The sequence below is a fragment of the Winogradskyella ursingii genome, assembly GCF_013403975.1.
GTDB lineage: Bacteria > Bacteroidota > Bacteroidia > Flavobacteriales > Flavobacteriaceae > Winogradskyella > Winogradskyella ursingii.
The window spans coordinates 190,448-216,714 of record NZ_JABFDH010000004.1; the positions used below are offsets into that span (position 1 = coordinate 190,448).

Consider the following 26,267-nt stretch of genomic DNA (forward strand, 5'->3'; position numbering starts at 1 on the left):
CACTATCAATCGACAAAATGCTTTTAAAATGGCTCAGTATTTTGTATCTTTGATAGTACTCAAATGAGACGCGCAGGCGTCTTTTTTTATGGTATAAATTAGAACTAAATCTTATTCAAAATATAATGAGCGACAAAAGAGAAGAATTTAATAAAGATAACTATTCAGCAGATAGTATTCAGGCATTAGAAGGAATGGAGCATGTACGTATGCGTCCTTCCATGTATATTGGTGATGTTGGTACGCGTGGTTTGCATCATCTGGTATATGAGGTTGTGGATAACTCTATTGATGAGGCTTTAGCTGGTCACTGTGATAATATTACCGTAACTATAAACGAGGACAATTCTATTACCACAGAAGATGATGGCCGTGGTATTCCGGTCGATCTTCACAAAAAGGAAGGCGTTTCAGCTTTAGAAGTTGTAATGACTAAAATTGGAGCGGGTGGAAAATTCGATAAAGATTCTTATAAAGTTTCTGGAGGACTTCACGGTGTTGGTGTGAGTTGTGTAAATGCATTATCCGAACATCTTAAAGCTACAGTATACAGAAAAGGAACAATTTACGAACAAGAATATGAGCGTGGTAAAGCCTTGTACCCTGTAAAATCAGTTGGTGAAACAGATAAAAGAGGAACAACGGTAACCTTTAAGCCAGATCCAACAATTTTTACTCAAACCTTAGAATATAGCTATGATACATTAGCCAGTCGTTTGCGTGAATTGGCATATTTAAATAAAGGGATTACCATACATCTAGTAGATAAGCGCTACACTAAAGAAGATGGAACTTTTGAAGGTGAAACCTTTCACTCAACAGAAGGTCTTAAGGAATTTATCAAGTTCTTAGATGGTAACCGTGAACCTTTGATGAAAGATGTTATTGCTTTTGAAGGAGAAAAGAACGGTGTTCCTGTTGAGGTTGCCATGGTTTATAATACATCTTATGCAGAGAATTTACACTCTTATGTAAACAACATTAATACGCATGAAGGAGGTACGCACTTATCTGGTTTCCGCCGTGGATTAACACATACACTTAAAAAGTATGCAGATGAATCTGGGATGTTAGACAAATTAAAGTTTGATATCGCTGGAGATGATTTCCGTGAAGGTTTAACAGCCATTGTATCTGTAAAAGTACAGGAACCGCAATTTGAAGGACAGACTAAAACAAAACTTGGAAACAGAGAAGTTTCTGCTGCTGTTAGCCAGTCTGTTTCAGAAATGTTGACTGATTACTTAGAAGAACACCCAGACGATGCTAAAACCATTGTGCAAAAAGTAATTCTTGCGGCACAAGCGCGACACGCGGCACAAAAAGCTCGTGAAATGGTACAGCGTAAAACTGTTATGAGTATAGGCGGTTTACCTGGAAAATTGTCTGATTGTTCCGAACAAGATCCAGAAAAATGCGAAGTGTTTTTGGTCGAGGGAGACTCGGCAGGTGGTACGGCAAAACAAGGTCGTGATAGAAAGTTTCAGGCCATCCTTCCGTTAAGAGGTAAAATTCTCAATGTAGAAAAAGCCATGACGCACAAAGTGTTTGAAAACGAAGAAATCAAAAATATCTTTACAGCACTTGGTGTTACTATTGGAACAGAAGAAGATAGTAAAGCACTAAACCTTTCTAAGTTAAGATACCATAAAGTTGTGATTATGTGTGATGCCGATATTGATGGTAGCCACATCGCAACATTAATTTTAACCTTCTTCTTTAGATATATGAAAGAGTTGGTTGAAAACGGCCATATTTACATTGCAACACCACCTTTATATTTAATAAAGAAAGGTGCAAAAAAACAATATGCTTGGAGTGATAAAGAACGTGATGCAATCATGAAGGAATTTGGTGAGAACTCTAAAATTCAGCGTTACAAGGGTCTTGGTGAAATGAATGCAGAGCAACTTTGGGACACGACAATGAATCCAGAGTTTAGAACTATGCGTTTGGTACAAATAGACAATGGAGTAGAAGCAGACCGTATATTCTCAATGCTTATGGGAGATGAGGTGCCACCACGTAGAGAGTTTATTGAGAAGAATGCCATTTACGCAAATATTGATGCGTAATAAAGTATAAACGTCAGTTCGAGTGGTTTTAATCCCCAAAAAACTTTTAGGATTAAAATTTTATCGAGAAGTTTTTATTTATTAAAATTCTTTTTCTCGATACAAATTTTTCTCATTTCAATCGAAAAACCCACTCGAAGTGACGAAGTTTAATATTACCTACAACAGGTAAATTGAAAAACCGCATATTTCTATGCGGTTTTTACTTGATTAATAGCAAATCCTTTTTGCTAGGCAAAAAGAATACCTTACGTTCTGGCAAATCTTAAAAGTGGCCAGAATTAATATTTTTAAAAATCAAATCCTAAAGAGAATTGCCAAACCCTGTTTTTAGGACTGCCATCATCGTAGATATCTCCAAGTCCTAAGTGGTATCTTACTCCAAGACTTACACCAGAATCGGTTTTAAAGCCACCTCCAAAATTAACGCCCCAATCAAAATTGTTAGGATCAAATTCCTGAGAGGTGTCAAACAGATTAAAATTACTGTCAAATTCTTCTTTGTGTGAAACGGCCAATCCAATCTGCGGACCAGCTTCTAAAAAGAAATTATCAACTGGGTAGAGTTTTAAGAATAGTGGCAGGTTGATGTAATTCAATTTTTGCGTAAATGTTCCGCCACCATCTTTTATTTCGTAGCCTTGTTGAGAGTATAAAAGCTCAATCTGAAGCGCTACACTCTCCGCCAAAAATGACTCACCATAAAACCCGATATGAAAACCATGACGCTGTCCTGTTTCAGAATCACCATCAAAACTTACTGCGGCTAGATTATAGCCAAATTTTAATCCTGCGTTGGATGCGTTTGTATTTGTATCCTGTGCATTCAAAGAGCAAAATATAAAAAGTGATGCGGTTATAGTTAAAATTAAATGTTTCATTGTATGATATATTTTATTCGTTTTCAAAATTTATTTTCCACCATTGGCCTGTAAATCTGCCTTACATTGCGCATCTAATTCAGGAGCAGAAGACATGTTCACCATTTCGTCAATTCCAGCTGAGGATTCTTGTGTCCAAAACATCAAGCAAGATTCTACATCACAATGTTTGGGGTGATCTTCATCTTCGTGCTCCTGCTGCATATCCGAACCTAAATTGGTTAATCCAAGTATGTGACCAAACTCATGATTGATGACAGTTGTTTCCAACAACGTTCTATCAGGTTCAAAAGCGCTGTCACTTAAATTTCTAACTGTCTCCTCAAAGATTACAAACGAGGTGTTCCAATAAGCAGAGCCCAATGTAAATGTATTATTAGTATCATTTGAAGATTGTCCATCGGCGAAAAATGCCCAAACTGCAATTTGGTTATCAGTATTATAAAATTGTCTGTTTTCTCTTTCAATATCTGCAATTTCTTGTATTGTAAAAGTGTCTTTATTTGGTGATGGAATTGATCTTTTTTCTATTGTAATTCCATCAGGTTTAAAAGAAGTGCTCTGGATAAATGAAATAAAATTGTTAACAGTTGATGCATTCGGCTCAAACCCTTCAACATATACAAGTTCTATTATCATATTAGTAAATTTATCTGCAGATAATAAATCGTTGGCAGAACTTCCGACAGTCTGTCTGTTTAAGTTGACATCGATTTCGTTGTCATTGTCACTCGAAATAGAATCGTCCTTAGAACAACTAACAATAAGCGTTAGAATTAAAATAAAGTAGAAAATTTTGTGCTTCATTGTTTTAATATTTTTTATAAAAGCAGCCACTAAAGTATAGTGGCCGCTTTACCCTAACATACGTAGCTAATACCTTTCTAGTTTTTAAATTTGGGATAAAACTAAAGTTATAGCGGCATTAGTCGAACTTTTTAACTCAATTGAGCTTTCTGAAAAGCTAGAAACTTCCCACGTTTTGTTCAATAGTTCAAAAGAAGCATTTCCTGAAAAAGATAATGTTAAGAAAACCTCCATTTCTGAAGCAACTTCATAAGTACCTTCCACATCTGATACAGTTGCGTTTACTGTGTTTTCTGCTCTAACTGTCATATCATTAGCAAAATCGATAGTGAACTCAGTATAATCTGTAGCAGTATCTACTCCTGCGTTAATAAAAGCATCTACTTTGAAAAGCCCATCAACCAATATATCATTAAGGTCATCTGCACTTTCTTCAGCTTCTTCTTCAGCCTCTTCGTTTACCAAACATTCTGTGATTTGTGCCTGCAAATCAGCATCACTCATTATCTCAACTGTTGTTCCGTTACTTAAAGTTGCAGTAATTGGATAACTAACAGCAAAGAATGCATTTTCATCAAAATTGGTCATAAAGTTGAATAATTGCTCTTCGGATTCTATTACAACACTTCCGGTTTGCTCAACATTTACATCATAGGTTAAAATTGTTATAGGTAAATCGATATCTAAACAATTTATAGCATCTTCAGCTTGTGCTTCTGCCTCTTCACAGGCGTCCATGATTTCTTCAAATTCAGCTTGATTGGCAACTTGTACTTCTGTGTAATTGCTCAATCTCACGGTTAAAGGAAATTGAAACTCTACTGAATCGTCATCGTTTGTAAATTCTCCTAAGATTTCTAGAACTAAGTTGTAATCAGACTCGCTAATAATTGTAATCTGAGTATCATTCACAGTAGCGGTTACTGGTAACAAGATAGATGAACAAGAAATGCCATCTAAAAAGTCATCAAAACTTCCGTCGTATCTAGAAGTGCGTTCTAGGTTGTTTGCGGTAGGTGAGGTCGCCGAATTTGTATTCGGATTATCTCCCATTTCTTCATCAATTTCGTCTTGACATGATGTGAAAACTAAAACTGACATTAATAATAGTGCGGTTAAGAATTTTAAATTTTTCATGATTCTAAATTTTTGGGTTAATATGTTTTAAATTTAACTGCGATTTCTTCGCTTTCTATATTTAAGACGTTCTAGTTTAAATTTACCCTATGATTTTTTGAAATAAAAATTAAAATAAAACATAAATAGCTGATAATCAATTTAATAAAATGTATAATTTTTATGCCTATTTTTGTGAAATCGTACATTGTAATTAGAATATATGAGTAGCTCCAAACCTAAACTTTGTAATGAAACGCATTTTAAGGCCTTTTATTTAGATCATATCCAAGCGGTAAGTAATTTTGCATATTATAAGTGTGGAGACAACGCAGCTGCCCTTGATTTTGTTCAGGATGCTTTCGCAAAAATATGGGAGAATTGTGCCAAGATTGATTTTTCTAAAGCCAAAACCTACCTCTTTACAACGGTTAATAATTTATTTCTCAATACGGTAAGACATCAAAAAGTAGTCTTGTCTTATGCCAAGGCTTCACCATACTTAGACAAGACTAACCAAAATCCTGAATATTTATTAGAAGAAGAAGAATTTAAAAAGAAGTTACAATCTGTCATTGCAGATTTAAGCGATGACCAACGCGAAGTTTTTTTGCTTAACAGGATTGAAGATAAAAAATACAGAGAAATAGCAGAGTTACTAGATATTTCTCAAAAAACGGTTGAAAAAAGAATGTCTGGGGCTCTAAAGGTTCTTCGGGAAAAGTTGGGCCATGAAAATTTTTAATTTTTTTATTTAAGTATAGGGTAAATATATATTAAGGTGTCTTAAAGGTGTAAAGCAGCACAGAATGAATAAGGAAAACGACATATTAAAATGGTTTAATGGCGAATTGTCCACGGAGGAAATAAAGAAATTATATCCTAATGAGGACTTAACTGCGCTCGAAAAATCTAGATTTTATTCCAGGCAACTAGAGGCGCCAAAAGTGGATGCGCAAAAAGCGCTTGCCGATTTTAGAAAAAGAAATTCTAAGAAAGAAGACACTAAGGTTATACCATTAAATTTCAAATCATTTTTGAAGATTGCTGCTGTTTTGGTATTAATGTTGTCAGCATCTTATTTTCTATTTTTTAACAATGAAAAATCTTTTGCTACTGAAATCGCCCAGACGGAAATTTTAAATTTACCCGATAATTCAGAAGTGATTCTTAATGCAAAATCAAATTTATCATTCAATAAAAAATCTTGGAAAAAGAATAGATTGTTAGAACTGGATGGAGAGGCATTTTTTAAGGTTTCTAAAGGTGAACAATTTACAGTAAAAACAGATGCTGGAGATGTAAAGGTTTTGGGTACGCAGTTTAATGTAAAGGAACGTGATAATTATTTTGAAGTCAAATGCTATGAGGGCTTGGTGAGTGTTACTCATAAGGAAAAGGTAAAAATGATAAATCCTGGAGAGACCTTTAGAGTAGTCAATGGGACTATTGTAAATGTTGAAAAATTCAACACAAAAAATCCAGCCTGGCTATCAAAAGAATCTTCATTTGATAAGGTGCCGTTGTGGCAAGTTATTGATGAATTAGAAATTCAATATGATATAAATATTTCAGCTGAAGATATTGAAACTACCACTATGTTTTCAGGTAGTTTTACGCACACTGACAAAAATATTGCCTTGCAATCCGTTACCATACCGCTAAACTTGAGTTACAAAATAAATGGCAATCAAGTAGAGTTATACAGCTATGGGTCTCAATAAATTTCTCACGTTTTGTATTATATTTTTGTTTTCTGCTATGACTGCCATAGCTCAGGAACAGAAGCCTTTATTAGAAGTTATTAATGATTTAGAGTACAATTTTGACGTAAAATTTTCCTATGCCGTTGAAGATGTTGAGAATGTCAAAGTGGTACAGCCTGATGTGAACAATACATTACAAAGTATCATTGCTTATCTCAACGCTACCACGTTACTCAATTTTAAGTTTTTAACCGAGCGATACATCACCATTTCTACAAGTGATAAAACTATTGACATTTGCGGTACTCTTTATACCGAGAATGACAATTTACCTCTATATGGTGCGTCTGTCGTTGTAGAAAACACAAATAAAGGTGTCATTTCTAATACAGAAGGACAATTTATAATGGAAGATGTTCCTATTAATTCCCAAATTGAAATTTCATATTTAGGTTTTGAAAAGCTAATGCTTAAAGCAATAGACTTAAGGTCAAATACAGATTGCAACGTCTTGAAACTTATTGAGAAAACTGAAATCCTAAATCAGATCCTAATCACAAAATTTTTGACTACAGGTTTACAAAAACGAATTGACGGAAGCACAGTTTTAAATACGGAACAATTTGGGATTTTACCTGGATTGACAGAGCCAGACGTACTACAATCCATTCAAGCGCTTCCGGGAGTCGAGAGTCTTAACGAAAGTGTCGCCAATATCAACGTGCGTGGTGGCACCAATGACCAGAATCTCATTCTTTGGGATGATATAAAAATGTACCATTCCGGACATTTTTTCGGTCTTATTTCTGCCTATAATCCTTATTTAACGGAAAAGGTTACCGTAATAAAAAACGGAACATCGAGCCAGTTTAGTGATGGTGTTTCGAGTACCATTAATATGAAAACTAAAAATGACATCAAACCACAAATTTCGGGTGGTTATGGTGCGAATTTAATTCATGCAGATGCTTTTTTAGAAATTCCTATTTCAGAAAAACTGGCTTTTCATATCTCTGGTAGGAGATCGTTTACTGATTTTTTAAGCTCACCAACTTACGAGAACTATTTTGAGCGTAGTTTTCAAGATAGTGAGATAGAGACCAATAGTGATAATATTAATGAGAGCAATCGGTCTTCAGAATTTTTCTTCTATGATTATTCGGCGAAGCTCTTATTTGACCTTAATGAAAATCATAAATTTCGTGCCAACTTTATAGGAATTCACAATAATCTAGATTATGAGGAATTTTTTACAAATGAAAATGACGAAACAGAGTCAAAAACGAGCAATCTGCAACAACGAAATCTTGGCTTTGGAGCAAACTGGAATGCGGAATGGAGTAAACGCTTTAGTACAAATTTAAGTGGTTATTATTCTCAATATAATGTAGATGCTACTGATTTTAGAATTGATACCGACCAAAGATTATTTCAAGAAAATGAAGTAATTGAAACAGGTTTAAAATTGAATTTTAATTTCAGAATTAGTAATGCTTTCAATCTTCTAAACGGTTATCAATTTACCGAAGTTGGTATTCTTAACGCTACGGATGTTAGTGTACCAGCATTCAGTCGAACCAAAAAAGATGTACTGTTAAATCATGCGGTTTTTAGCGAGATTGAATTCAATAATAACAGTACTTATATCAGAGCAGGAGTGCGTGTAAACTATTTCCAGAAATTCGATAAAACAATTATTGAACCACGATTGAACTTACGACAAAACCTCTCGAGCCACTTTGCATTAAAGATGCAAGGTGAGTTTAAAAATCAATCGGCCACGCAGATTATCGATTTTCAAGATGATTTTTTAGGTGTTGAAAACAGACGTTGGATTTTGGCCGATGAACAAAATATCCCAATTTCGGAAAGTAAACAAGGTTCGTTCGGAGTAGAATACAGTAAAAATGATTTTGTGGTAGATATTGAAGGTTTTTACAAAAAAGTAGATGGTATTACGGCATCTAATCAAGGATTTTATAACAACTTTCAATTTATAAATGCAATTGGAAGCTATAATGTCAAAGGGATTGAATTGCTCTTAAATAAAACAGCGTCAAAATACAGTACATGGTTAAGCTATACTTATAGCGTCAACGATTATGAGTTTAAAACTTTGACGCCATCAATTTTTCCAAATAACGCAGATATTAGACACTCGGTTTCACTCGCTTTTAATTATAGCATTTTAGATAATTTGGAAATGTCCGTTGGTGGTATTTGGCGTTCGGGACAACCTTTTACACAACCTGTTGAGGGTAATGAAACAGTACAGGACGGTAACAATACATTCGTAAATTATGACACACCCAATAGCGATAATTTAGATGATTTTATGCGGTTGGACGCTTCGCTCAACTATGATTTTCAACTGACAAAGAATGTGCAATCTTCATTAAGATTTGGCGTTATCAATATGTTAAATCGAAAAAACGACATTAACACCTATTTTGAAGTAGACCCTAATGACAATGAAAATGCTATAAGAATTGAAAATAAATCTTTGGGTCTTACACCAAACATCAGTTTCAGGTGTCAATTCTAAAACATCGATTAAAAACAAATAAAACCGATTAAAAGTTATAAATCTGATTAATTTTCTATATTTGTCAATGACAATAAAATCTTAACCTCATGAAAAAAATATTAATTACAGTCGTTGTTAGCGTCTTGGCATTCTCGGCTAAAGCTCAGAACGATTTTGACGTATTGCTAGCAGCAGGAGTTGATGATGCCCAGCGATTTGCTAATGATTATCTGGCACCTGGTACTAATGGTTTAATGCATAGTATGAATGCCAACTGGTTCAACTCAGCAGAGGTGAAACCTCTTGGTGGTTTTGAAATATCTATTATTGGAAATGCATCCTTGATAGCGGATGAGAATAAAACGTTCACACTAAATACAGCTGATTATAACAACGTACAGTTTGTTAGTGGACCTAGTTCTCAATTGGTCGCTTCGGTTCTGGGTGAAAACAATCCAAGCATTTTTGTAGAAGTTGAATACGACGATCCAATATTCGGAAATCAAACCCAACAGATAGAATTGCCACAAGGTTTTGGTGACCAAAGTGCAAATCTATTGCCAACGGCATTTATTCAGGGAGCTATTGGTCTTAGCAGTGGTATTGAGCTCAAGGCACGATTTGTACCAAAAATTGAAGAGGAAGATGTTTCCTTGAGTATGTATGGTGCAGGTATACAGTTAGAATTTACTAAATGGTTGCCTGCAGATAAAATATGGCCAGTTGCTCTTTCTGGTTTAGTGTCATATACCCATTTGGATGGGTCTTACGATTTAACGGAATCCTCAGGCATAAATGGAGATAACCAACGGGTAGAAAATGATACAAACACATGGTTGTTTCAATTGGTAGCATCAACTCGTTTGCCTGTAATAAATTTTTATGGAGGTATTGGTTATATTAAAGGAACGTCTGACTCAGACTTATTAGGAGACTATCGTGTAACAGATGGCACATTTACCTCAGAAACAATTACTGATCCATTTTCAGTTTCAAGTGAAGTGGCTGCTGTTAGAGGTACCATCGGAACAAAATTGAAGTTGGGATTCTTTAGGCTTAATGCCGAATACCATTTGTCTGAATATGATGCGTTTTCAGTTGGTGTCAACTTCGGGTTCAGATAAAAGAATTTTCAATATAACATATAGAAAAGCATGGGAGTAAATCCTGTGCTTTCTTCGTTTACAGTAATTTTATTTGTAATTTTGCAATCCATTAAAATAACAATTTTTCACTTTAAAAACTTATAACACATGAAAGTAACAGTAGTTGGAGCTGGCGCAGTTGGAGCAAGTTGTGCAGAATATATTGCAATTAAAAATTTTGCTTCAGAAGTCGTTTTATTAGACATTAAAGAAGGCTATGCAGAAGGTAAAGCTATGGATTTAATGCAAACCGCATCGCTTAACGGGTTTGATACTAAAATCACGGGAAGCACAAGCGATTATTCTAAAACTGCAAATAGTGACATCTGCGTAATTACTTCAGGTATTCCTCGAAAGCCAGGTATGACTCGTGAAGAATTGATTGGTATTAATGCAGGCATTGTAAAATCGGTATCATCTAGTTTGGTAGAGCATTCACCAAATACAATTCTGATTGTAGTGAGTAACCCTATGGATACGATGACCTATTTGGTACATAAGACTACGGATTTACCAAAGAACAGAATTATTGGAATGGGTGGTGCTTTGGATTCTGCACGCTTCAAATACAGATTGGCCGAGGCTTTAGAAGCACCAATTAGTGATGTAGATGGAATGGTAATTGGAGGCCATAGTGATACTGGTATGGTACCGTTGACCTCACACGCGACTAGAAATAGTATTAAGGTGTCTGAATTCTTATCCGAGGATAGGTTAAATCAAGTAAAAGAAGACACCAAAGTTGGTGGAGCCACATTAACAAAATTATTGGGCACTTCTGCTTGGTATGCGCCTGGTGCTGCTGTAAGCGGACTTGTTCAGGCCATTGCATGCGATCAAAAGAAAATGTATCCATGCTCAACCTTATTAGATGGTGAATATGGTTTAAATGATCTTTGTATCGGAGTACCGGTAATTCTAGGTAGAGAAGGTATTGAAAAAATAGTAGATGTACCACTTAGTGATGCTGAAAAAGAACACATGGCAGCAAGTGCCGAAGGTGTTAAGAAAACTAATGGCTTGTTAGAGCTTTAATTAAAATAATAAATGAAAAAATTAATATTACTTTTTGTCGCGGCATTAACGTTATCCGTAAGTGCTCAAGAAAAAATCAAAGAGGGTGTTATTACTACTAAGCAGACTATCTCTAGTGATAATGAGCAAATGAATGAAGCTTATGCTCAAATGGGAGATATGATTGGTACCACTTATTTTAAAGAAAGCAAGTCCCGTTCAGAATTATCAAATCCAATGACCGGAGACATTACGGCAATTTCTCATACTACTCCAAAAAAGACAGAGACTTTAACCTTAATGGATACTCCTGCAATGGGTAAAGTGTATATGACGCAAACTGTTGAACTCACCGAAGAATTAATGAACAGCGTATCTGTAGAAAAAGGAGAAAGAACTAAAACAATTCTTGGTTATGAGTGTAAAGAGCACATTGTTACGATAACGCAAAATGGGGTGGATATGAAAATGATTCTTTTTACAACCGATAAGATCGAACCGGCTCTTAACCAGCAAACAGCAGTATTGGGTAATAAGATTAAAGGATATCCCATGTATATGGAAATGGAGATGGATCAGCAAGGGATGAAAATGAATATTATTACAGAGGTGACTGATTTAAAAAAACAACCAGTCGATGATGCTAAATTTAATATGACTCCACCAGATGGCTATAAAGAAATGCCTGGTATGTAACATCAATTTTTAATCATAATAATCCCGATAGCTATCGGGATTATTTTTTTATATTTGCCGCATGAAGGCGAAAGGCTACTTTGGCGTTTTAATAATTATTCTAATCGCGTTGGTACTGCGTCATAACGATGCGCATGTAGCTAATCAACAAATTCTACTACAATTTAATACCTCCGAGACTACCTCAGAGATTACGGAACAAACGCTTACTACCTTAAAAAGACAACTTACAGATGCTGGTGCTGATAATATTATTGTAGAACACCTGCCAAATGGTGAGTTAAAAATCACATACCATAGTATTTTTGATGTTGATTATATCAAGTCTTTGTTGCAACAAGAGAATGTGCTTTATGCTCAAGACGACAAAAGTGATGATCAATTCCCAACTAAAAATAACTATGAATTAGATATCTTCGAAATTCAAAAAGGGGTTGATTCCGATTTAAGTCTTGCAGGCTTATTAATACCAACTTCACCACAAAAATCGGATTCATCTTTTCATCAGAACCATACTTTTTTCGATGGTAATTTAGATAATCCACTTTATAGTCTCATTGAAGTGGCTTTTCAAGTCAATCAAGATGTTCAAAATAAATTAAATAAAACTTCAAGAGATATTCCTGAGGTAAGGGCAGGACCTATAGCTTAGGGAATAGCTTATCACAATAAATTCCCATCTTCATTTTATTATAGCTTTTATTCATCAATCAAGGAGCTATCAAAAAAACATTAATAACATAAAAACAATTGTCAATCTATGGGCTAAATTCTATATTTGCCCGTTTTAAAAATTTGACATAAATAAAAGAACAATGCAAAACAAAGGAATAATAAAGCTTTTTGCGATTCTATTTGGCTTGGTAAGTATTTACCAATTATCATTTACATTCAAAGCCAATCAGATAGAGGATAACGCAGAAATCCACGCATACGCTAAATTTAGTGATGATGTTGAGGATTACCAAACAAAACGCAACATTGCCGAGATCAATTACATTGACTCTCTTAAAACTTCAAAAGTTGAAGTTGATGGTAATTTAGAACCTATTAAAGTTTATGATTTAGGGGTTGCCGACTATACTTACACAGAAGTTGAAGACAACGCCATGAAACTTGGTCTGGATCTTAAAGGTGGTATTAATGCCATAATCCAAATATCTGTAAAAGATATTTTGAAAGGTTTGGCTAACAATAGTAAAGATCCAGTATTCAATAAAGCTCTGGATGATGCAGATGAGCTTCAAAAAGATGCACAAGAATCTTATTTAGAATCTTTTTTTAGAGCTTTTGATGAAATTAAGGGTGATACAAAATTAGCATCACCAGATATTTTTGCCAACCGTGATTTGAGTGACGATATCAAATTCGATATGTCAGATGATAAAGTTAAAGGGATCATCAGAACAAAAATAGATGAGTCTATTGTTTCTGCTTTTGAGGTATTACGAAATCGAATTGATGGTTTTGGTGTATCGTCACCAAACATACAGCGTTTAGGTAATTCTGGTCGAATTCTTATTGAACTACCAGGTGCAAAAGACAGAGAGCGTGTGGTGGATATCATCACAAAAACAGCGCAACTACAGTTCTGGGAAACCTTTAAAACTGAAGAGGTTGCACCATATTTATTACAAGTGAACCAAGCATTGGTGGAAGCCGGTGAGACTGCTGAAAATACAAGTGAAATTGAGGAAGGTGAAGAAGTACAGGACACTACATCAAGCACTATTGATGATTTAACAGGACAAATTGAGTCTGATTCTACAAATGTGGCAGATGTTAATCCTTTGGGTATTCAAGGTTTTGGACAAGGTGGACCAGTTATCGGAATTTTCTTGGCGAAGGACAAGGAAAAGGTAATGGATATCTTAAACCAACCACAAAACAGAGCACAGTTGCCTTCTGAAATGCGTAACCTAAAATTTGTTTGGGGCATCGAACAAGAAGAATCTGAGTTTGTAGAATTATACGCAATAAAAAGTAATAGAGAAGGCGTACCAGAATTAAGTGGTGCGGTAATCACTGATGCTAGGCAAGATTACGATCAATTGAGCAGACCTGCAGTAAGCATGCAAATGAATGCGAAAGGAGCAAAAATTTGGGAAGAAATGACCAAAAGAGCTTATGAAACAAGAGGCAATATCGCAATCGTTTTAGATAATATTGTGTATTCTGCTCCTGGTGTTTCTACAGGTCCAATTTCTGGTGGTAACTCACAGATTTCTGGGTCATTCTCACTAACTGAAGCTGTCGATTTAGCCAATGTTTTAAGAGCTGGTAAATTACCTGCTTCGGCAGAAATTGTACAAGCTGATGAGGTAGGACCTTCTTTAGGTCAAGAAGCTATTGATAGCGGTATGAAATCATTCATTATTGCTTTAGCATTTGTATTACTTTGGATGGTATTCTATTATGGTAAGTCAGGAATTTTTGCTGATATAGCTTTATTGTTAAACATCCTATTAATATTTGGAGTATTAGCAAGTCTAGGTGCTGTATTAACCTTGCCAGGTATTGCTGGTATAGTATTAACTATTGGTATTTCGGTCGATGCGAACGTACTTATTTTTGAACGAATTAGAGAGGAACTCGCTAAAGGAAAATCCCAAAAGGAATCCATTAAAGATGGTTTCTCAAATGCATTATCTTCAATTTTAGATGCGAACATCACAACGGGTTTAACAGCTTTAATTTTATTTGTATTTGGTACAGGACCAATTAAAGGTTTCGCGACAACATTGATCATAGGTATTTTAACATCGTTATTTACCGCGATATTCATTACGCGTTTATTGATCGATTGGTATGCAAATAGAGGTGGGAAGCTGGATTTTTCAACGTCCATGACCAAGAACTTATTCAAAAATGTGAATATCAATTTCTTGAAGAAGCGCAAGATTGCTTACGTTATTTCTGGTGTTTTAATAGTAGCGAGTTTAGGTTCGTTATTTACAACAGGCTTGGATCAAGGTATTGATTTTGTTGGTGGTAGAACCTATCAAGTGCGATTTGACCAAGAAGTGAGTACGGAAGAAGTCGGTTCTACATTAAACGATGTTTTTGGAAGTGCTGAAGTGAAAACCATTGGTGGTGCCAACCAGTTAAAGATCTCGACAAAATATAAAGTTAACGATAACTCAACCGAAGCAGACGAGGAAGTTGAGTCTAAATTATTTGAAGCGTTAAAACCATATTTACCAGCTGGTATGTCTTACCAAGAATTCTTGGATGGTTCCGGAGATGCTAAAATAGGTAAAATGCTATCGAGTAAAGTAAGTCCAACCATTGCAGATGATATTAAAAAATCATCAGTGTGGGCGGTTTTAGGCTCATTGGTAGTTGTATTCTTATATATACTATTCCGTTTTAAGAAATGGCAATTCTCCTTAGGTGCTGTTGCGGCTGTATTCCATGATGTATTAATTGTATTGGGAATTTTCTCTTTAACATGGAAGTTTATGCCTTTTAGTATGGAAATTGACCAGGCGTTTATCGCAGCGATATTAACAGTAATTGGTTACTCGCTGAATGATACCGTGGTTGTATTTGATAGAATTAGAGAATTCTTAAACGAGCACACCAGTTGGAAATTCGATCAAACCATCAATCAATCCTTAAATAGTACATTGAGTAGAACATTGAATACCTCTGTAACGACTTTGGTAGTGTTATTGGCAATGTTCACGTTTGGTGCTGATTCTTTAAGAGGTTTGTTGTTTGCGTTAATAGTCGGTGTTTTAGTAGGTACATATTCTTCGTTGTTTATTGCAACACCAGTTATGTACGATACTGCTAAAAAAGGTGATGCTGCAGAATCGTTAAAGAAGAAAGTTAAAGAAGAGGAGGAAGCGTAATTAGAATGATAACATGCGCTCAATATTACACCGAGTGTAATTGAAAAGTTGAATATATTTAAAAAGCCTTTCCAAATTTACGGAAAGGCTTTTTTGTTTTTTAAATATGCGGATCTGCTCGATTTATTGATAAAAAGTTTTAAGAATGTTCTTCAATCCATTTATGCAATAAAGTCCATAAAGAATCTTGAAATTTATCTCTAAAGAATCCAAAGTGTCCAATATTTGGGATACCTAAATCTCCGGGAACGACATGGCGTCTATCTACGTTTGAATTTATAAATTGCTTTGTTAACCAATCTACAGATGAAACAGAAGCATACTCATCATTTGGAAAACTTAGGGACAATAAATCTTTATGAAAATTTTTAAACTGAAGATCATCATAATTATATTCAGAGAGCATGTAATCTTTTTGCCTTCCCCAACGTCTCCATTGATATACCATTTGCTTTGGTAGATTTTCAAAAAGATTTATGGTTTTAGCCGGGAAATAACCAAATATTGGTGTGAGCATAGGTATCATTAGATACCAAAACGTGAACATTCTATAACGTTCGTAGCCTTTCCAATGTTTCCAATAACCACTTTGTGAAGCTACAGTTATGATAGCGTCAATTTGATGTATGTTCTGGTTGAAAGCCAAAATTTGTCCACCAATGCTATGTGTAATTACGATAATCTTATGGTCAACATTTTGGGACTTGACATACGCTACAACAGCTGCTTGGTCATTTTCTCCCCAAGATTTTAGATTGATTTTGTTCTGTTTTAGAGATGTTACGTTTGAGTTAGACTTGCCAATTCCGTAGTAATCAAAGGTGTAGATCGTATATCCTAATTCTGAAAAATACCGAGCAAATTTGTGGTAAAACCGCTGTAGTACTCCCGTAGCAGAAGATATGATTATACTTTTATTATTTTGATTTTTGGGTTTAAAAACCGTTGCACCTAAGTTGTGCCCCATTACTGTTTTTATGGAAACTTCTATTGGTTCAGTCATCAATAGAATTAGAAGCTATCTTATCTCCAACTTCAAATCCCCAAACATCAGCCAATCCAGCATTGATCTCCAGAACATACTTTGCAGGAACATTGGACGGCAAAGAAGATTCATCCATAGGTTGTGCATTTTTCTGAAAACTGACTATGGTCTTGTCTTCGTCAATATAAATAATATCTAGAGGGATTTTGGTATTCTTCATGTAGAAACTACGTAATTGTTCATCGGGAAAAATAAACAGCATCCCTTGGTTTTGTTCCATTGAAGTGCGGTACATCAATCCCGTTTGAGTTTCGTATTCGTTGTCTGCAATTTCAATATCCAAGGTTTTTATTATGGAATCTGAATCCGCTTTTTTAATACTGAGCACTCCTTCTTTTTTAAAATTAACAACAACCTTATCTGAAGATGTGCTTCGTACTTCCTCTTTACAATTTACAAGAAATGTAAATATTAAAAGGACTATAGTGTATTTGATTATATACTTCAAACCTACTTTTTTAATTTTATTTTCGGCTTATACACAAACATAAAATACAATCCTACTAAAACTAAAGGAATACTCAATAACTGACCTGTATTGAGAGCCCAATCTGCACGTTCTATATTTTGTGCTTCTTTTACAAATTCTACAAAGAATCTCACGGTAAATAATAAAACTAAGAATAGTCCAAAAAGAAAGCCTTGTTGTTCGGATTTATTAGTTTTCCAATAGAAATAGAATAAAATCAGGAATACAAAAATGTAGAAAAATGCCTCGTAAAGTTGGGCTGGATGTCTTGGTTCGGTTTCTCCCAATTGTGTAAAAACTACACCAAAGTCGCTATCGGTGTATTTTCCGATGATTTCAGAATTTATAAAATTTCCAATTCTCACAAATACGGCACCTGATGCCACGGGAATAACCACACGGTCCAATATCCAAAGAACTGATTTATGCAATTTTTTCTTATTAAAAATATACATGGAAATAATCATGGCAATAGCGGCACCATGGCTTGCCAGGCCCTGAAAACCTGTAAATTCGAACCCGCCTTTGAATTTAAAAGGTAAAAAGATGCTAAAGAAATCTTCGGTAATAAGTTCGGGTTGATAAAATATCACATGACCTAATCGCGCGCCAAGCATAATCCCCAAAACCGAATAGATAAAAAGTGAATCTAAAGATTCTTCGGATTGGTTTTCGTTTTTCCAAATGCGCTTCATAATGTAAAAGCCAAGTATAAAGGCAACAATCCACATTAAGCTATAGAAGTGTAATTTAAAAAATCCTAAATCTATAAATTTAGTAGGATCCCATTCAATTTGTAAAAAATGCATACGTATTGGCTTTAAAGTGGTAAATATAATATTTTGAAAAGGATTGAAAATGGGATTAACGTATTATTAATCCTCTTTTGGTGGTACTGGATCAAAACCACTTCCTCCCCAGGGATGACAACTAAAAATTCGCTTTACAGCTAACCAGCCTCCTTTAAAAAATCCATGAACTTCTAAAGATTCTTTGGCATAATGTGAGCATGTGGGTTGATAACGACAGGTTGCAGGTGTGATAGGCGAAATGAAAGTCTGATAGATTTTGATTAAGAATAAAAATGGTGCAACTAGTACTTTTTTCATAATTATTACTCTCTGTCATTTCGAGCGTAGTCAAGAAATCTCATAGTTAAAAATAATAGACGTTTCAAATGCGATCGATATGACTGTTTTAGGCAAAAAAATTATTTAAAACAACTAGCAATTAATACGTAAAAGTCGTGCCATCACGACCATCATTCAATTGAATGCCAGCTTCAGCCAACTCATCACGAATTTTATCGGATAATGCAAAATCCTTGTTTAATCGCGCCTCTTTTCTTAATTCTATTAAAATTTGAACAGCACTAGCCAATTTCTCTGCCCCAGAATTGCTTTTTGATTCTTTTTCTAAACCTAGAATATCAAAAGTAAATGTATTCAACGTGTTTTTTAAAAGTTCTAAGTCTGCAGATGTAATGGTCGCTTTTTCAGCTTTGATCTGATTGATGAATTTTACCGCTTCAAATAAATGAGCAATTAAAATAGGAGTATTAAAATCATCATTCATGGAGTCATAACATTTCTGTTGCCATTCAGAAATATCAATTGTTGATGTGTTTCCTGTTTTTAGACTTTCAACAGTTTTAATAGCATCTAACAAACGGTGTAGTCCTTTTTCGGCTCCCATCAGTCCATCATCCGTTAAATCCAAAACACTTCTGTAAGACGCTTGCATCATAAAAAAGCGTACCACACTTGGGCTATAGCCTTTAGACATTATATCATTGTCACCAGAAATTAATTCCGCAGGATTAATGTAATTACCACTGGATTTGCTCATTCGGCTGCCGTTAAGTTCCAACATGTTGGCGTGCATCCAATACTTCACAGGACTTTGACCTTTTGCCGCTTGGTTTTGCGCAATTTCACATTCATGATGCGGAAATTTTAAATCCATACCACCACCATGTATGTCAAATTTTTCGCCTAGATATTTGGTACTCATAGCTGTACATTCTAAATGCCAACCTGGAAAACCGTCACTCCAGGGAGAAGGCCAGCGCATAATATGGGTTGGTTCTGCACGTTTCCATAATGCAAAATCCTGTGGGTTCTTTTTGTCGCTTTGACCGTCTAAAGCACGTGTGTTATGAATAAGATCTTCAAGTTTTCTTTTACTTAGAATACCGTATTCATTGTTTTTGTTGTATTTGTGTACATCAAAATAAACAGAGCCATTTTTGATATAAGCAAATCCATTATCTATGATATTCTGAATAAGTTCAATCTGCTCAATTATGTGACCTGTTGCTGTTGGTTCAATACTTGGAGATAAAAAGTTGAAAGTGTTTAAAACGTTATGAAAATCTACTGTGTAGCGCTGTACAATTTCCATGGGTTCAATAGACTCCAGCCTCGCTTTTTTCGTGATTTTATCCTCACCACGGTCTGCATCATCTTCAAGATGTCCAGCATCGGTAATATTACGAACATAACGCACCTTATAACCTAAGTGCTGAAAATAGCGAAAAATCATGTCGAAAGACATGAAAGTTCTCACATTGCCTAAATGTACATTGCTATAAACCGTTGGTCCACAAACATACATGCCTACATAGCCTTTGGTTAAAGGCTCAAACAGCTCCTTCTCTCCAGATAGTGTATTGTATATTTTAATGGTTTGGTCTTTGTATAAAGGCATGCCGTAAAAATTGAATCAGAATAAAATATTAAAAAAAAAGCCTAGAAAAAGCGTTTAAAATTGAGTGTCTAAATTAATATAATCCAAAAATTCTCTTTTGGTTTCTTTATCTTTAAACTTACCACCAAATTCCGAAGTTACTGTGCTACTTTCAATATCTCTAATGCCTCTTGAATTCACACAAAGATGTTTGGCGTCAATAACACAAGCTACATCTTCTGTGTTTAATACTTCTTGCAGTTCCTTTACAATTTGAATGGTTAAACGTTCCTGTACCTGAGGACGCTTTGCAAAATAATCTACGATTCTGTTCATTTTGGATAGACCAACAACCGTTCCGTTAGATATATAGGCTACATGTGCGCGTCCAACAATAGGTAATAAGTGGTGCTCACAAGTAGAGTAAACGGTTATGTTTTTTTCAACAAGCATTTCTCCATATTTATACTTGTTGTCAAAAGTTGAGGCACTTGGTTTTTTATCTGGGTTTAGTCCGCCAAAAATTTCGTTTACAAACATTTTAGCTACACGGTTTGGTGTACCTTTTAAGCTATCATCTGTAAGATCTAAACCGAGGGTCTCCATAATATGCCGAACATCATCTCTTATAATTTCAACCTTTTCGGAAGATGAGAGTTTAAAAGCATCTTTTCGCATTGGAGTATCACTAGAGGAACTTATGTGGTCATCTCCAAATGCATCAATTTCATTGTAGTTATTTTCAACTTTCATAGTAGCAAACTAATATTCTATAAATCAAGGTGCAAAGATAAGTAATAAAAATAGTATTAAAAGGGTAGGGATTTTAGAATTATACCTGTATTATAATAAAGTTCGTTAATGAGTAGCTGTAATCGATGAACCAACAGTTGTTTACTTATTTTTTTAGTAAATTTCACATCTTAAATTTCCTATTTGTAATTAATGAAAAATACAAAATTTTTATCCTTAATATTAATTATTGGTTTAGCATTTTCTACTCATGCCCAAGGTTTGCTATGTTCTGATGTTGAACCATTTTGCGCAGGGAATAGTGCCTTAACATTTCCTAATTCTCATCCAGGAGTTTCAGGTGCTTCTAACTCTGCAGAGTCAGGAATTGATTATAGTTGTACTACTGGTGGAGGGCCTAACAACCCAACAGACTGGCCTTATCCATCTTGGTATTTTATGAGAGTTGATAATGATGGCGATTTAAATTTCTCAATAAGCCAAACCCAAAATGCCGATGGTAGTGGTGCAGCTTTTGATGTAGATTTTATTGCTTGGGGACCTTTTAATGATGCAGATATAAATTGTGGAGCTGACCTGACACCCGCAAATAAAATTGATTGTAGTTGGCTACCAGCAACAACAGAATTTATGGAAATACCAAATGCACAGGCAGGGCAGATTTATATAGTTATGATCACTAATTTTTCTGAAAATGCTGGTTTTATTACGCTTCAACAAACTAATGCCGGAGATTCAGATTCTGGTAGCACGGATTGTTCTATAGTAAATACTGTCGATGCTTGCGATAATGAAACCCTAAGTCTAGATGCTACAACCACTGGTGCAACAAGATATGAATGGTTTAGAGATGGAAATCCTTTGCCTGAAACAGGACCAATATTAAACAATGTTGTGGCGCCAAGTGCTGTTTACCTGGCAGAAGCTTATGATGCAGCGGATGTTATTATTGCAGTTGTTGAATTTAACGTTAATTTCGTTGAGCAGCCCATTGCCAACCCAGTTACAGATCAGTTAATTTGCGATGATAATAATGACGGATTTTGGAACTTTGATTTAGAGGCATTAGAAACCACAATTTTGGGAGGACAATCCATATCAGATTTTGAGATCTCTTTTCATATTAGTCAAAATAATGCAGACATGGATGCTGCACCATTACCTGGAATATATACCAATCAAAATCCTTATCAAGCTGAAACAATTTTTGTGCGGATTGAAAATACAGCCAACACAACATGTTATGAAACCACAAGCTTTTTAATTGATGTGTTTGATCAACCCTCAGCAACACCGTTTTCCTATCAATTGTGTGACGACGATGCAGATGGCGATGATACCAATGGCTTGGTGGAGTTCAACCTTTCATCTATTGATTCGCAATTATTGGGTGCTCAAAATCCAGCACAATTCACCGTTAGTTATCACGAAGATCAGGCCAATGCTGATGCAGGTAGTGCTCCTCTTGCTAATTTGTACACAAATGTGATAATCAATATAGATCAGATTGTAGCAAGGGTGCAAAATAATGACAATCCCGATTGCTACGAAACTGCAATAGTAGATTTAGTAGTTAATGAGTTGCCGGTAGTTACAAATGCCGTGGAGCTAGTTCAATGTGATGATGATTCAGACGGATTTTCGAATTTTAATTTAACTGAGTCAGAAACACTTATATCGAACAATTCGGCAAACGAAATATTTACTTATTATGATAATTTAGTGGATGCAGAAACAGGTGGTGCTGGTATTGCCAATGTTACGGCTTATACCAATACAGATCCATCTTCTGCACCAGATATTCTATATGTAAGGGTTGAAAATGCCAATTCGTGTTACAGAGTGGCCCAATTAGATTTGTTGGTCCAGGCCACACAGATACCTTCTAATATAGAAATTCTTTATGAAGAATGTGATACAGAAGATATTGATAATAGTATAACCAATGGTGTAACTACTTTTGATTTTAGCGATGCTGAAGTACAAATAAGAGCTCAAGCGGGATTGCCGACTGGACAGAATTTAAACTTTACATTCTACCAAAATGAAGCAGATGCATTGGCAGAATTGAATGCAATTTCAGATATTTCTAATTATAGAAATGACAGTTCTCCTTTTGAGCAGGAAATTTACGTAAGGGTAGATGGTGATATTGATAATTCTTGTGTTGGCTTTGGTGTACACGTGAGATTGCGGACTATAAATCCAACACCAAACATAGACCCAGATGATATTCTGTTATGTGATGATGTGACTGTCGGCGATTTGATAGAAACTTTCGATTTAACTCAGAATGAAGCATTCATTATTAATGGAGATTCAGATGTTGTGGCCACTTATCACTTATCATATACGGCTGCCAATGATGGAGTGGATGCCATCCCAAACCCTGCTTCATATGAAAATACAAATCCAACAGAAACCATTTTTGTAAGAGTAACCAATTCGATGACCAATTGTTACGCCATTGTAGATTTTGACATCGTTGTTAATCCATTACCACAAGCAACAGTTATAGTAAGTGATTTTTTTGAGTGTGAAAATAATACGGATTTTGAGTTTGATTTTGACCTTGAAAGTAAAACCTTGGAAATTCTCGATGGACAAGATCCAACGCAGTTTACGGTAACATATCACGATTCTCAAATGAATGCGGATAATCTTAACGCACCGCTAACAAGTCCTTATACCAACATGAGTAACCCGCAGACTATTTATGCGGCGATTACCAATAATGATACAGGATGTTCCATTAGTATTATAAATTTTGAAATCGAGGTCAATGAAGGTGCTGATGCCAACTCTGATGGCGAAATAATTTTATATGAAATTTGTGATGAAGTTGGAGATAATGATGGTTCTGCCCAGTTCGATTTAACTACTCTAGATGCCGAAATCTACGATGGTCAAGATCCATTGGATTTCTCCTTGACCTATCATGATAGTATGGATGATGCGTTTAATAACGTACAGCCATTACCCACCTTGTATGAAAACTTCAATAATCCACAGGTGATTTATGCTAGGGTAAGTAACAATATAAGACCGGACGAGTGTTTTGAAATTGCTGAATTAACCTTACAAGTAAATCTATTGCCTATTTTTGAATTAGAGGATAGGTATATCTTGTGTTTATCTAGCAATGGAACTGAAGCTGTAGATATTCCTCCAGTAATCGATACAGGGCTTTCTGATACAGATTATGACTTTGAATGGTCTTTGGATGGCAATGTCCTCCCTGGTGAAACACAGTCTAGTCTCATCCCAAATCAAGGAGGAATTTATTCCGTAGTGGTAACTGATACTAGTACCTCAATGGTAACCATGTGTACTAATACAGATAGCACTGAGGTCATTGAAAGTGAACCTCCGGTGTTAACAGTTGAGGTTTCTACAGAAGCTTTTTTAGGCAATAATATTATAGAATCAAATGCGTCTACGACAGCAACAAATACAACTTTTGAATATAACTTGGATAATGGCCCATGGCAAGACGAAGGAACGTTTACCAACGTCACAGGTGGAGAACATACAATTACTGCAAGAGATAAAAACGGATGTGGTTTTGTTTCCGAAACGGTAGTTGTGATCGATTATCCACTTTATTTTACACCTAACGGTGATGGAACTAACGAAACTTGGAATATTACAGGAATAGACTCGCAACCAAATGCTCGAATATTTATTTTTGATCAATATGGTAAATTATTAAAAGAACTAAGTCCAACTGGTGAAGGTTGGGATGGTACATTCAATGGAAATAAAATGCCAACTAGCGATTACTGGTTTAGGTTGGTGTATGATGAGCCATTAACAGCAGAGCGTAAAGAATTTCGGGCACACTTTACATTAAAACGATAATGTTTAGGTAGCTAGAATAATAAAGCCCAAACAACATACTTTTGTTTGGGCTTTATTATTTTTCTATAATACTTAATACTAAATGCTGAAAGCTAAAGTTAGTATAACATCATCGAATGTATTTTGTATCGTAGCTGCATTTGTGAGACCAACTGAATACAATTGACGATTGATGTCGCGCTCAGCATGGCTGTAAGCTAAATCTAAACTTAAACTACCAAAATTATAACCTAATCCGAGAGAGTAACCGTATAAATCTCCATAGAAGCTATCATCTTTATAAGGACTACCTTCAAATCGATATCCACCTCTAAAGCTAACTTGTTTGTAGCGATATTCTCCACCTAGTTTGTAGGATTGAGATGAATCTAAAAGATCATTTATATCAGAATTAAGAGTACCAAATACAGCATCAGAATCTGGTCTAAACTGTGCGTTGGAATAATCTTTAATGGAATAATCAAAGCTAATTAATCCACTTCTTCCAAATATATACGCTAAACTTCCTGTGAGCTTACTTGGAGTTTTAAATTTATATTCCTCATAAATATTTATCACATTGGGATTGACAACGGTATTGAAACTATCGCCATTTTCGATTCGGGTAGATTCAAAATACTGTGAAGTTTCATCAGAAATTCTATACCAAGTAGGTGAGTTATAAGCTAAGCCAACTCTAAATTCTTCAGATAGTTTAGCAATTCCTCCAAGTTGAAATGAAAAACCACTTCCAGTTGTCAACAAATTATTTTCAAAACCAACGCTGCTGACAGAAGATTGGTCGTTATTGTTGGTTTCATTTAAGAATGTGCTTCTTTCAAAATCTATAAAATGTGAATTAAGATTCAATCCAAAGTACAATTTATCATCATAGCTTGTTGCTGCGTTAAAAGCTAATTTTCCATTATAACCTCTACTGGCATAAGAATATCTTTGGTTATAGTTGCCACCAGAAATATTTGACGAATAAGTATTGTTCTCATCATTATTAGGGTCGATTATGAACCCTTCAAACCCTAAAAATGCTTGCTGATTTCCAAAACCAAAGATTGAACCGATCTCGGAATACGCTTCAGAAATAGATTCACCCGGTAGAGCAGAAATATTATCCAAAGGTTGACCGTTGGCATAACCAACAAAATACGATGCAATACTCGTATTTGGGTTAACACCATTGGCTCTCCAACTGTCGTCAAAATTGTTTGTCCTGTCGTATGCAATACTTAAGCTGAATTTTTTCCAAGGAGAATTCGTATTTGTATTTCTAAAAACGAAGGCAGCTCCAAGCTGATTTAAATCCGTATCAGAATTTGAGCCCGTAGTAGTGCCATTGAAATAAGATACAATATTGTCTTTGCCAAACACTCCCAAAGAAAGCGATGCATGACTATTGTTAAAGATGGCAGAACCTGCAGGATTTACGTTTACAGCAGACATATCTCCACCGAGTGCCCCAAAAGCACCGCTCATACCTCTGTATCGAGCAGAACCTTGAATATCTTCAACTGAGAATCGCACAGCATCAGCTACACTGATCTCTTGGGCTAAAATATAGGACGTACTTAACAGTCCTATGCTTAACATAAGTAATTTTTTCATAACCTTTTTAAATTGGGAATTTAATAAT

20 protein-coding genes are annotated in these 26,267 nt (G+C 35.3%); 10 read left to right on the forward strand and 10 right to left on the reverse strand.

Annotated features, from left to right (window positions below; all coding sequences use genetic code 11):
• The first annotated feature begins 125 nt into the window (after positions 1–125).
• The gene (gene gyrB, locus HM983_RS11270; RefSeq protein ID WP_179345539.1) at positions 126–2,075 is read left to right on the forward strand and encodes a DNA topoisomerase (ATP-hydrolyzing) subunit B; all 1,950 of its coding nucleotides are present in this window, start codon (positions 126–128) and stop codon (positions 2,073–2,075) included.
• Positions 2,076–2,365: 290 nt separating this feature from the next.
• Here gyrB and HM983_RS11275 read toward each other — a convergent pair whose 3' ends face one another.
• From HM983_RS11275 to HM983_RS11285, 3 genes are all read right to left on the reverse strand, one after another.
• Complete coding sequence (locus HM983_RS11275; RefSeq protein ID WP_179345540.1) at positions 2,366–2,956, reverse strand: porin family protein; 591 nt, start codon at positions 2,954–2,956, stop codon at positions 2,366–2,368.
• 30 nt (positions 2,957–2,986) lie between these two features.
• Positions 2,987–3,763 (reverse strand): membrane metalloprotease, encoded by a 777-nt coding sequence (locus HM983_RS11280; RefSeq protein WP_179345541.1) that lies wholly within the window; start codon positions 3,761–3,763, stop codon positions 2,987–2,989.
• A gap of 84 nt (positions 3,764–3,847) precedes the next feature.
• Positions 3,848–4,900, reverse strand: a complete 1,053-nt coding sequence (locus HM983_RS11285; RefSeq protein WP_179345542.1) for a hypothetical protein — start codon at positions 4,898–4,900, stop codon at positions 3,848–3,850.
• Between the two features lie 202 nt (positions 4,901–5,102).
• Here HM983_RS11285 and HM983_RS11290 point away from each other — a divergent pair, with 202 nt between their 5' ends.
• The 8 genes from HM983_RS11290 (at position 5,103) to secDF (ending at position 15,824) form a co-directional block, all read left to right on the forward strand.
• Entirely contained in the window at positions 5,103–5,624 is a 522-nt protein-coding gene (locus HM983_RS11290; RefSeq protein WP_179345543.1) for an RNA polymerase sigma factor, read from the forward strand.
• A 64-nt stretch (positions 5,625–5,688) separates the two neighbouring features.
• Entirely contained in the window at positions 5,689–6,603 is a 915-nt protein-coding gene (locus HM983_RS11295) for a FecR family protein (protein WP_179345544.1), read from the forward strand.
• Positions 6,590–9,130: a TonB-dependent receptor gene (locus tag HM983_RS11300; RefSeq protein WP_179345545.1), complete on the forward strand. Its 2,541-nt coding sequence runs from the start codon at positions 6,590–6,592 to the stop codon at positions 9,128–9,130. Before HM983_RS11295 ends, HM983_RS11300 begins: the two co-directional genes overlap by 14 nt.
• 89 nt (positions 9,131–9,219) lie before the next feature.
• Positions 9,220–10,236 carry a DUF6588 family protein gene (locus tag HM983_RS11305; RefSeq protein WP_179345546.1) on the forward strand — a complete coding sequence of 339 codons (1,017 nt, stop codon included), beginning with the start codon at positions 9,220–9,222 and terminating at the stop codon, positions 10,234–10,236.
• Positions 10,237–10,365: 129 nt separating this feature from the next.
• On the forward strand, positions 10,366–11,292 hold the full coding sequence (gene mdh / locus HM983_RS11310; protein WP_179345547.1) for a malate dehydrogenase: 927 nt from the start codon (positions 10,366–10,368) through the stop codon (positions 11,290–11,292).
• 12 nt (positions 11,293–11,304) lie between these two features.
• On the forward strand, positions 11,305–11,967 hold the full coding sequence (locus HM983_RS11315; protein ID WP_179345548.1) for a hypothetical protein: 663 nt from the start codon (positions 11,305–11,307) through the stop codon (positions 11,965–11,967).
• Positions 11,968–12,028: 61 nt separating this feature from the next.
• Positions 12,029–12,619, forward strand: a complete 591-nt coding sequence (locus HM983_RS11320; RefSeq protein ID WP_179345549.1) for a hypothetical protein — start codon at positions 12,029–12,031, stop codon at positions 12,617–12,619.
• A 163-nt stretch (positions 12,620–12,782) separates the two neighbouring features.
• The gene (gene secDF / locus HM983_RS11325; RefSeq protein ID WP_179345550.1) at positions 12,783–15,824 is read left to right on the forward strand and encodes a protein translocase subunit SecDF; all 3,042 of its coding nucleotides are present in this window, start codon (positions 12,783–12,785) and stop codon (positions 15,822–15,824) included.
• A gap of 139 nt (positions 15,825–15,963) precedes the next feature.
• Here secDF and HM983_RS11330 read toward each other — a convergent pair whose 3' ends face one another.
• The 6 genes from HM983_RS11330 to folE form a co-directional block, all read right to left on the reverse strand.
• A complete protein-coding gene (locus tag HM983_RS11330) occupies positions 15,964–16,827 on the reverse strand; it encodes an alpha/beta hydrolase family protein (protein ID WP_179345551.1) in 864 nt (287 codons plus the stop codon).
• The gene (locus HM983_RS11335; protein WP_179345552.1) at positions 16,820–17,317 is read right to left on the reverse strand and encodes a DUF192 domain-containing protein; all 498 of its coding nucleotides are present in this window, start codon (positions 17,315–17,317) and stop codon (positions 16,820–16,822) included. Before HM983_RS11335 ends, HM983_RS11330 begins: the two co-directional genes overlap by 8 nt.
• 2 nt (positions 17,318–17,319) lie before the next feature.
• The gene (gene lgt, locus HM983_RS11340; protein ID WP_179345553.1) at positions 17,320–18,147 is read right to left on the reverse strand and encodes a prolipoprotein diacylglyceryl transferase; all 828 of its coding nucleotides are present in this window, start codon (positions 18,145–18,147) and stop codon (positions 17,320–17,322) included.
• A 66-nt stretch (positions 18,148–18,213) separates the two neighbouring features.
• Positions 18,214–18,447 carry a membrane protein insertion efficiency factor YidD gene (gene yidD, locus HM983_RS11345; RefSeq protein WP_179345554.1) on the reverse strand — a complete coding sequence of 78 codons (234 nt, stop codon included), beginning with the start codon at positions 18,445–18,447 and terminating at the stop codon, positions 18,214–18,216.
• Between the two features lie 121 nt (positions 18,448–18,568).
• Positions 18,569–20,047 carry a cysteine--tRNA ligase gene (gene cysS / locus HM983_RS11350; protein ID WP_179345555.1) on the reverse strand — a complete coding sequence of 493 codons (1,479 nt, stop codon included), beginning with the start codon at positions 20,045–20,047 and terminating at the stop codon, positions 18,569–18,571.
• Positions 20,048–20,101: 54 nt separating this feature from the next.
• Positions 20,102–20,779: a GTP cyclohydrolase I FolE gene (gene folE, locus HM983_RS11355; RefSeq protein ID WP_179345556.1), complete on the reverse strand. Its 678-nt coding sequence runs from the start codon at positions 20,777–20,779 to the stop codon at positions 20,102–20,104.
• A gap of 192 nt (positions 20,780–20,971) precedes the next feature.
• On the opposite strand from folE, the gene HM983_RS11360 reads away from it, so the two are divergent.
• Positions 20,972–24,640 carry a T9SS type B sorting domain-containing protein gene (locus tag HM983_RS11360; RefSeq protein WP_179345557.1) on the forward strand — a complete coding sequence of 1,223 codons (3,669 nt, stop codon included), beginning with the start codon at positions 20,972–20,974 and terminating at the stop codon, positions 24,638–24,640.
• Positions 24,641–24,718: 78 nt separating this feature from the next.
• Here HM983_RS11360 and HM983_RS11365 read toward each other — a convergent pair whose 3' ends face one another.
• The gene (locus tag HM983_RS11365; RefSeq protein WP_179345558.1) at positions 24,719–26,239 is read right to left on the reverse strand and encodes an OmpP1/FadL family transporter; all 1,521 of its coding nucleotides are present in this window, start codon (positions 26,237–26,239) and stop codon (positions 24,719–24,721) included.
• Positions 26,240–26,267 lie beyond the last annotated feature (28 nt).

Bases quoted from the DNA above. Each gene is read 5' to 3' on its own strand.
- gyrB (WP_179345539.1), top strand. From the start codon at position 126: ATGAGCGACAAAAGAGAAGAATTTAATAAAGATAACTATTCAGCAGAT.
- HM983_RS11275 (WP_179345540.1), bottom strand. From the start codon at position 2,956: ATGAAACATTTAATTTTAACTATAACCGCATCACTTTTTATATTTTGC.
- HM983_RS11280 (WP_179345541.1), bottom strand. From the start codon at position 3,763: ATGAAGCACAAAATTTTCTACTTTATTTTAATTCTAACGCTTATTGTT.
- HM983_RS11285 (WP_179345542.1), bottom strand. From the start codon at position 4,900: ATGAAAAATTTAAAATTCTTAACCGCACTATTATTAATGTCAGTTTTA.
- HM983_RS11290 (WP_179345543.1), top strand. From the start codon at position 5,103: ATGAGTAGCTCCAAACCTAAACTTTGTAATGAAACGCATTTTAAGGCC.
- HM983_RS11295 (WP_179345544.1), top strand. From the start codon at position 5,689: ATGAATAAGGAAAACGACATATTAAAATGGTTTAATGGCGAATTGTCC.
- HM983_RS11300 (WP_179345545.1), top strand. From the start codon at position 6,590: ATGGGTCTCAATAAATTTCTCACGTTTTGTATTATATTTTTGTTTTCT.
- HM983_RS11305 (WP_179345546.1), top strand. From the start codon at position 9,220: ATGAAAAAAATATTAATTACAGTCGTTGTTAGCGTCTTGGCATTCTCG.
- mdh (WP_179345547.1), top strand. From the start codon at position 10,366: ATGAAAGTAACAGTAGTTGGAGCTGGCGCAGTTGGAGCAAGTTGTGCA.
- HM983_RS11315 (WP_179345548.1), top strand. From the start codon at position 11,305: ATGAAAAAATTAATATTACTTTTTGTCGCGGCATTAACGTTATCCGTA.
- HM983_RS11320 (WP_179345549.1), top strand. From the start codon at position 12,029: ATGAAGGCGAAAGGCTACTTTGGCGTTTTAATAATTATTCTAATCGCG.
- secDF (WP_179345550.1), top strand. From the start codon at position 12,783: ATGCAAAACAAAGGAATAATAAAGCTTTTTGCGATTCTATTTGGCTTG.
- HM983_RS11330 (WP_179345551.1), bottom strand. From the start codon at position 16,827: ATGACTGAACCAATAGAAGTTTCCATAAAAACAGTAATGGGGCACAAC.
- lgt (WP_179345553.1), bottom strand. From the start codon at position 18,147: ATGCATTTTTTACAAATTGAATGGGATCCTACTAAATTTATAGATTTA.
- yidD (WP_179345554.1), bottom strand. From the start codon at position 18,447: ATGAAAAAAGTACTAGTTGCACCATTTTTATTCTTAATCAAAATCTAT.
- cysS (WP_179345555.1), bottom strand. From the start codon at position 20,047: ATGCCTTTATACAAAGACCAAACCATTAAAATATACAATACACTATCT.
- folE (WP_179345556.1), bottom strand. From the start codon at position 20,779: ATGAAAGTTGAAAATAACTACAATGAAATTGATGCATTTGGAGATGAC.
- HM983_RS11360 (WP_179345557.1), top strand. From the start codon at position 20,972: ATGAAAAATACAAAATTTTTATCCTTAATATTAATTATTGGTTTAGCA.
- HM983_RS11365 (WP_179345558.1), bottom strand. From the start codon at position 26,239: ATGAAAAAATTACTTATGTTAAGCATAGGACTGTTAAGTACGTCCTAT.